At 73.1% G+C, this 7,559-nt stretch carries 3 protein-coding genes and 1 pseudogene; 2 read left to right on the top strand and 2 right to left on the bottom strand.

Annotated features, from left to right (window positions below):
- Positions 1 to 799 (bottom strand): annotated as a pseudogene (locus FMEAI12_RS31695) (hypothetical protein); the annotation flags it as partial.
- A gap of 372 nt (positions 800 to 1,171) precedes the next feature.
- On the opposite strand from FMEAI12_RS31695, the gene FMEAI12_RS31690 reads away from it, so the two are divergent.
- Positions 1,172 to 4,615, top strand: coding sequence for a UvrD-helicase domain-containing protein (locus FMEAI12_RS31690; protein ID WP_112108894.1), 3,444 nt, complete (start codon positions 1,172 to 1,174; stop codon positions 4,613 to 4,615).
- A 102-nt stretch (positions 4,616 to 4,717) separates the two neighbouring features.
- Here FMEAI12_RS31690 and FMEAI12_RS31685 read toward each other — a convergent pair whose 3' ends face one another.
- On the bottom strand, positions 4,718 to 6,178 hold the full coding sequence (locus FMEAI12_RS31685; protein ID WP_235014905.1) for a pyridoxal phosphate-dependent aminotransferase family protein: 1,461 nt from the start codon (positions 6,176 to 6,178) through the stop codon (positions 4,718 to 4,720).
- Between the two features lie 537 nt (positions 6,179 to 6,715).
- Between FMEAI12_RS31685 and FMEAI12_RS31675 the strand changes: the two genes are divergently transcribed.
- Complete coding sequence (locus tag FMEAI12_RS31675) at positions 6,716 to 7,453, top strand: class I SAM-dependent methyltransferase (protein WP_020458633.1); 738 nt, start codon at positions 6,716 to 6,718, stop codon at positions 7,451 to 7,453.
- The last annotated feature ends 106 nt before the right edge of the window (positions 7,454 to 7,559 follow it).

Here is a 7,559-nt window from a genome sequence, read left to right as displayed (position 1 = left end):
ATCCTGCGCGGACGGGTGCGGGCTTGGCGGGTGCCGGAGTCGGGCGGGGCGGGGGGTCGTAGACGAGTACCGGCGTGGCGGTCAGGTCGATGTCGGCGGGTGGCACCGGGCCGTGCAGGACGATTCCCGGGTTGGGCAGGCCCGCGGCGAGGCCGCCGCCACGCACCGGCAGCCGCACCCGTCCGCGCAGGATCTCGGGCAGCGGTGGGGCCGGCGGCAGCAGCGCCGCGGCGGGTGCCTCGAGGAGCACCTCACCGGCGCCCGCGTGCTCGAACAGGGACAGGCCGGCGGGGAGGTCGGCGAGCCAGATCACCAGCGGGTTGTCGTCGACGTCGACGACCTGTTCGGACTGGGAGACGGCCACCTCGTGCAGGAACCGGACGAGCCGGTGGCAGCGGTCGCTCAGCGCCGCGTTCCGCTCGCGCAGGGTGGCGGCGCGCTGCTCGGCGTCCGCGGCGGCGGTTGCCCTGGCCTCCGCCTCGGCGGCGCTGACCGCCTCGGCTGCTGCGTCCGCGTCGGTGGGTACCCCCGGGCCCGTGGGCGCGCCGGCGTTCGGATCACTCGCGGCCAGGCCGCCGTCGGTGGCGTCGCTGGCCCCCGTGCCGCGGGTGCCGGCCGCGGCCGCGTCCGCAACGGCGGCAGCGGCGCGGGCGGTGCTCCGGGCCGCGGCCCGGGCCGCGCGGGTCATGCCGCCGTCCGTGGTCATGCTCCGGGTGTCCACGGCTCGGGTCTCCGAGTGCCGCGCGTCCACGTGCCGGGCGTCCGAGTGCCGCGTGTCCGCCTGCCTCGCGTCCGCCACTCCCGAATCCGCTGTTCCCGAGTCCGTCGTCATATCTCTCCCCGATTCCGGCCGGCGAGTGCCGGCGTCGGAACTCGCGACAGGACATCGCGGATGTCCCGTCTCGTGCGTTCCAGGACCGGTACGCCCGGTACCGGAACTCGTGCAAGCCTCCCGGACGAATGCGGACGACGCGGTCGCGACCCGCGGATATCGGTGCTCATCCGCATGCACAGTTGGCCCAGGGGGTGTGGCGATCCGGGGCGATGGCCCCCGGAACCGGGGCAGCCCGGCCCGACGCGCCCCGCCCGGGCCGCTTGTTCGTGGGATCCGGCGTGCTCTCCGGCGTGCCGTGACCGGCCCCGGGGCCCGGATGCGACAACATACGCATCCGTGAGGTCACGGTTCTTTGCCGACACCCACGTGCACTCCAGGTACTCGCGGGCCTGTAGCCGCGACTGCGACCTGGAGCATCTGGCGTGGTGGGCGGCCCGAAAAGGCATCCGCGTCGTCGGGACCGGCGACTTCACCCATCCGGCCTGGTCGCAGGAGCTCGCGACCAAGCTGGTGCCGGCGGAGCCGGGACTGTTCCGGCTGCGTCCCGACCTGGAGCGTGACGTGCTCGCGACGCTGCCCGCGTCGTGCCGCACCGCGACCCGATTCATGATCTCTACGGAGATCTCCACCATCTACAAGCGAGGCGACCGTACAAGGAAGGTTCATCACCTCCTCTACGCGCCCGATCGCGAATCGGCCGGTCGGATCACGTCCGCACTGGCCCGAATCGGCAATCTCTCCGCAGACGGACGGCCCATCCTCGGCCTGGACTCCCGTGACCTGCTCGAGATCACGCTCGGTGCCGGCGAGGGCTGTTACCTGATCCCCGCGCACGTGTGGACGCCCTGGTTCGCCGTGTTGGGCTCAAAATCCGGGTTCGACGCTGTCGAGGACTGCTACGCCGACCTCGCCGAGCACGTCTTCGCGCTGGAGACGGGCCTGTCGGCGGACCCGGAGATGTTCTGGCGGATCTCCGGGCTGGACCGCTACCGGCTGGTCAGCAACTCCGACGCGCACTCCCCGCCGATGCTCGGGCGGGAGGCCACCGCCTTCACCTGCGAGCCCGACTACTTCTCGATCCTCAGTGCGCTGCGCACCGGCGACGGGTTCGGTGGCACCGTCGAGTTCTTCCCCGAGGAGGGGAAGTACCACCACGACGGCCACCGCAAGTGCGGAGTGGCGCTGACGCCGGAGCAGACCCGCGCGGTCGGCGGCATCTGCCCCGAGTGCGGGCGTCCGCTCACGGTGGGCGTACTCAACCGGGTGGACACGCTCGCCGACCGCACGGAAGTGCACCGACCTGACACGGCGGGTGACGTCACGTCGCTGGTGGCCCTGCCCGAGATCGTCGGCGAGATCCTCGGAGTCGGGCCGAAGAGCAAGTCGGTGGCGACGCAGGTCAGCACCCTCGTCTCCCGGCTCGGCCCCGAACTCGGCATCCTCTCGGACGTCCCGCTGGACGCGATCGCGGAGGTGGGCTCGCCGACGCTGGTCGAGGGCATCGGACGGCTGCGCCGGGGCGAGGTGATCCGCCAGGCCGGCTTCGACGGCGAGTACGGCGTCATCCGGCTCTTCCAGCCCGACGAGCTCACCGCCGACGCGGGCACGCTGTTCGACCTCGGCACGCCCGGCCTCGCGACGGCGCCGCAGGCCGGCATCCGCCGGGGCCGTGGCGCCGGCCGGGGCGGCACCGCGCTCGCGCCCGGTGCCGCCGAAGCAGCCGAGGTCCCCCAGGCCGCCGGAGCTACCGACGTCGCCAAGGTCACCGAAGCCGGTGACCTGTTCCCGGGCGATGACGCGGTGGAGCGCAGCGGCCCGCCGTCGGTGCTCGACGGGCTTGATCCCGACCAGCGGCGCGCGGCCGAGCACGTCGGCGGGCCGCTGCTGGTCCTCGCCGGCCCCGGCACCGGGAAGACCCGCACGCTCGTGCACGCCATCGCGCACCGGGTCCGTGAGCTCGGCGTGCCCGCCGAGCAGTGCCTGGCGGTCACGTTCACCCGCCGCGCTGCCGGCGAGCTGCGAGAACGGCTCGATGTTCTGCTTGCGCCAGGCCCGGCCGGGACGCGTGCTGAGAGCACACCCGCGGACGGCACGCCCACAGATGCGGCGTCCACGAGCGGTGCGGCCGTGGACGAGGCACCAGGAGACACGGGGAGGCCCGGTGCCGGCGCGCTGGCGACGACTTTCCACGGCCTCGGCCTGCTGATCATCCGGGAGCAGCATGTGGCGCTCGCGCGGGCGCCACGGGTGCAGGTGGCCGACGACGCCATCCGCGGGGAGCTGATCGACGAGGCGATGCACGGGACCGACGGTCCCGAGGCGCGGCGCCGTGCCGCGGCGGAGCTGGCCGAGCTCAAGCGGCAGCGCGCCCTGGGGCGCACCTACCGGGACCACGCGCTCGCCGGGGTGCTCGCCCGCTACGACGCCGCACTGCGTGATCGCAACATGGTCGACCTCGACGACCTGCTCACGCTGCCGTTGGGGCTGCTGCGGTCGAACCCGGACCTGGCGGCCGAGTACCAGCGGCGCTGGCGGCACGTCTGGGTCGACGAGTTCCAGGACATCGACGAGGTGCAGTACGGCCTGCTGCGCGAGCTCTGCCCGCCCGCGGCCGACCTGTGCGCGATCGGCGACCCCGACCAGGCGATCTACAGCTTCCGCGGCGCCGAGGTCGGCTTCTTCCTGCGCTTCGAGCAGGACCGTCCCGGCGCCCGGCGGGTCTCGCTCACCCGCAACTACCGCTCGACGCCCACCATCGTCAGCGCCGCGCTGGACGCCATCGCGCCCACCACCTTCGTGCCCGGCCGCGAGCTGCGCGCGGTGACCGGCCTGGACGAGGACGGCCCCGTCGTCGTCCGGCAGTGCGCGAGCGAGGCCGAGGAGGCCATCGCCGTGGCCGACCTGATCGAGGAGGCCCTCGGCGGCACCTCGTTCCACTCCCTCGACTCGGGCGTGGACGGCTCGGAGCGGGGCCGGCTGTCGTTCGCCGACATCGCGGTGCTCTACCGGACGGCGCGCCAGGCCGAGCCGGTGATGGACGCGCTGGTGCGCCGCGGGTTCCCGTTCCGCCAGCATGCCCACACCCCGCTCGCGGACGTCCCGGCCGTCGCCGCGGTGCTCGCCCTGCTGCGCGATCGCCGTGACACCGCGCCCCGTACGGTCACCGCGCTGCTGCGGGACGCGGCCGCGCGGCTCACCGACCTCGCCGCGGCCGCCGGCACCGAGCTCGGCACCGCTGCCGCCCTCGCGCCCGGTGTCGCTCGGCCCGGCGGGGTCCCGGCGGGACGGCTGCCGAGCGAGGCGGAGATCCGACGCGCCGCGGAGCTGCTCGCCCCGGCGGCCGCGGTCGCCGGGGACGATCTCGGCGCGTTCCTCACCTCGGTGACCCTGGCGACGGAGGTGGACGGGCTCGACCCGCGGGCGGACCGCATCTCCCTGCTCACGCTGCACGCGTCCAAGGGGCTGGAGTTCGGCCTCGTCATCATCGTCGGCTGCGAGGACGGCCTGCTGCCGCTGCGCTGGGGTGGGTCGAGCCCGTCGGCCGACGCCGAGGCGGAGGAACGGCGGCTGCTCTTCGTCGGGATGACCCGGGCCCGCCGCCAGCTCGTCCTCACCCATGCCGCCCGGCGCCGGCGCGGCGGCGACCTGGCCGACACCGGCCCGTCGGCGTTCCTCTCCGCCATCGACGGACGTCATCTCGACAAGCGCACGCGGGCCGCGCAGGGCACAGCCGCCGCCGCACGTCGCCGGTCAGCCGGCCGCCAGCTCCGCCTGATCTGACGGCGCGGCGGCTGCCCGATCTGACGGCCGGGCCAGCCGCGTCTGACGTGACGGACGCGGCTGGCCCGGGGCGTATCCGTCGGGCCAGCCGCGCCCGGGCGGTCAGCCGATCTGGGCGAGGGGGAAGCGCCGCGCCGCCGCGTCGAGGACGTCCAGGAGGGTGTCGATCTCGGCGTCGGTGTTGGCCGCGGTCACCTGGATCCGCACCCCGACCTGCTCCCGGGGCACCAGCGGAAACGGTGCCACCGTCACGTAGATCCCGCGCTCGTAGAGGAAAGCGCCGAGCGCGTCGGCCCGCGCCGGGTCGGTCAGCGGGATCTCGATGATCGGGTAGCCGGAGGTGTTCAGCGTGGTCAGCCCGAGCGCGCGGATCCCCGCCAGCAGGCGGGCGGTGAGGCCGTACAGGGCCACCCGCGCCCGCTCGCCCCGCTCGGCGTTCACCCGCAGCCCGACCTGCGCGGTCGCCAGCGAGGCGACCGGGGGCGGGCCGGAGAAGATGTACGGGTTGGCCATCGTCTTCAGGAAGTCCTTGAGCTCGGTCGGGCATGTCGCGAACGCGAGCAGCGAGGAGTAGGACTTCGAGAACCCGCCGACCAGGATCAGGTCGTCGTAGCTCTGCCCCAGGTGCCGCACGATCCCGTTGCCGCGCAGGCCGTACGGGGTGGGCTCGTCCGGCGCGCGCTCGCCGATGACCCCGAAGCCGTGGGCGTCGTCGACGTACAGGACGGCCTCGTACGCCCGGACCAGCTCGAGCAGCTCTGCCAGCGGCGGGCCGTTGCCCGTCATGCTGTTCACCCCGTCGATCGCCACGACCCGGGGATAGGTGGTACATGCCCGCAGCCGGCGTTCCAGCCGATCGAGCCGGTCCTCCCGGAAGCGCCGGACGGTGGCGCCGCGGCCCAGCGCCATCGTGGCGCCGTCATGCACCGAGCTGTGCGCGTGCAGCTCGACGAACAGGGTGCCCTGGCCGACGAGTGCGGGCAGCACCGACAGGTGGATATGGCTGATGGTCGGGAGTAACAGCGTGTCCGGCGCGCCGAGAAGGTCCGCCAGCGTCTCCTCGATCTCCACGAACAGTCGTGGATTAGCGATGATGCGTGACCAGCTCGGGTGGGTTCCCCAGAGATCCAGATACTCCGGAACGGATTCGATGATCTCTCGGTCGAGATCGAATCCGAGATAGTTGCAGGACGCGAAATCGATCAGCCAACGGTCGCCGATGCGAATGCGCCGGCCGTCGATCTCGTCCACCCGCGAGTCGTAGAACGGCGACTGGCGGCGCATGTGGTCCATCTCCGCCATGACGCCGTAGGGCCGGGCCAGGACGTGGCGGATGCCTGCGCCGGCGTGGGCCTGCGGGCGCCCGGCAGGGGGAGTCCCGGTGTGACTGGGGGTTCCGGTTCCGGTTCCGGGTGCGGGCCCGGGCGGCGCCTCGTGGGCGGCCGGCGCCGCGGGGTCGGCCAGGTGCGGGGAGAGCGGTTGCGGGGAGATCTGTTGCGGAGAGAGCGGTGTTGTTACAGATGCCGTCTGGACGGTGGTGGGTGGTGCCGGGACGTCGATCATTGGCCTGCGGACCGGTTCGCTGGACGGGGGCAGGGATTCCGAGGTCTGCGACACCGGCTTCCTACTTCCGGTCGCAGGTCGGGCATGCGGGCATCGGCGCCATCGCCGTCACCGGCCTTTCAGGATCGCCGGAAACATTCTCTCCGGGTCACGGGAAACGAAAGAAACGACGGAGTGCCGCCCGGTGCGCCGTGAATCGTATTGTGAAGATCGTGGCGCACGGCGAAGATCTATGTCTGCACATTAGCTCGGAGAAGGGGCTTTTTCCACCGATGGCGAAGATTCCCCCGCTCTGCGCCGGTCGACCGGGCGAGGCCGGTGGGCCGGCTGCTCTGATCGGGGGCCGGCTGCGCCGGGCGCCGCCACGGGCGGACAACCCTGTGGGGGCACAGTGTTATCGTCCCCGGCATGTCCGAGACCGCGTCCGCCTCGAGCCGCCCGACGTCGAGTGCGCCGGCTTCGAGCACGCCAGCTCCGAACACGTCGACGTCGAGCGCGTCGACGTCCAGCAGGCGGGCGTCGGGGGACCGGCCCGCCGTGCGCGACCTGCCGTACTCCGGCTTCGGTCTCTCCCGGTCGGTCACGCTGTTCCGCGCGCACCGCAAGGAGCCGGTCGACCCGGCCGGTTTCTACTCGCTCATCGCGGCCGACTCCGTCCGCCAGCTCCGCCGGTACACGACGCTGTCCGGCCAGCTGGTGCTGGATGTCGGCGGCGGCCCCGGTTACTTCCGGTCCGCGTTCCTCGACGCGGGCGCCAGGTACTACTGGGTCGAGCCCGACGTCTCCGAGATGGAGGCCGGTGGTCTCGATGTGCCCGGCCGGATCCGCGGGAGCGCGCTCGAGCTGCCGTTCCGGAGCGACTCGATCGACCTCTGCTACAGCTCGAACGTGCTTGAGCACGTACCCGACCCGTGGCGGATGTGCTCGGAGCTGGTGCGGGTGACCCGCCCCGGCGGGCTGATCTTCCTCAGCTACACGAACTGGCTCTCGCCGTGGGGCGGGCACGAGACGGCGCCGTGGCACTACCTCGGTGGTGACCGCGCCGCCGACCGCTTCGAGAAGCGGCAGGGCCGCCCGCCGAAGAACCGGTTCGGCCAGACGCTGTTCCCGGTGTCCGTCGCGGGCACCCTCGCCTGGGCCCGCCAGCGCTCCGACGTGGTCGTCGTCGACGCGATGCCGCGCTACCTGCCGGACTGGGCGAAGGCCATCCTGCGTGTCCCCGGCGCTCGTGAGGTTGTCACCTGGAACCTCGCCATGCTCCTGCGCAAGATCTAGTGTTTTAGCGCCCTGCCAGAGCCCCGACCTCCGGGCCCGGCCGTCACCGCGCGGCCCGGCCCGGGTCGGCGGGCTCCCCGGGCGGCGCCGGTGGGCGTCTCGGGGG

The organism is Parafrankia sp. Ea1.12, from assembly GCF_900465275.1.
Lineage (GTDB): Bacteria > Actinomycetota > Actinomycetes > Frankiales > Frankiaceae > Parafrankia > Parafrankia soli.
The sequence above is the reverse complement of the archived record's forward strand: the minus strand, read 5'-3'. Positions and strand labels throughout refer to the sequence as shown.

Excerpts from the sequence above, each read along its gene's own strand:
- FMEAI12_RS31685 (WP_235014905.1), bottom strand. The coding sequence starts at position 6,178 with ATGATCGACGTCCCGGCACCACCCACCACCGTCCAGACGGCATCTGTA.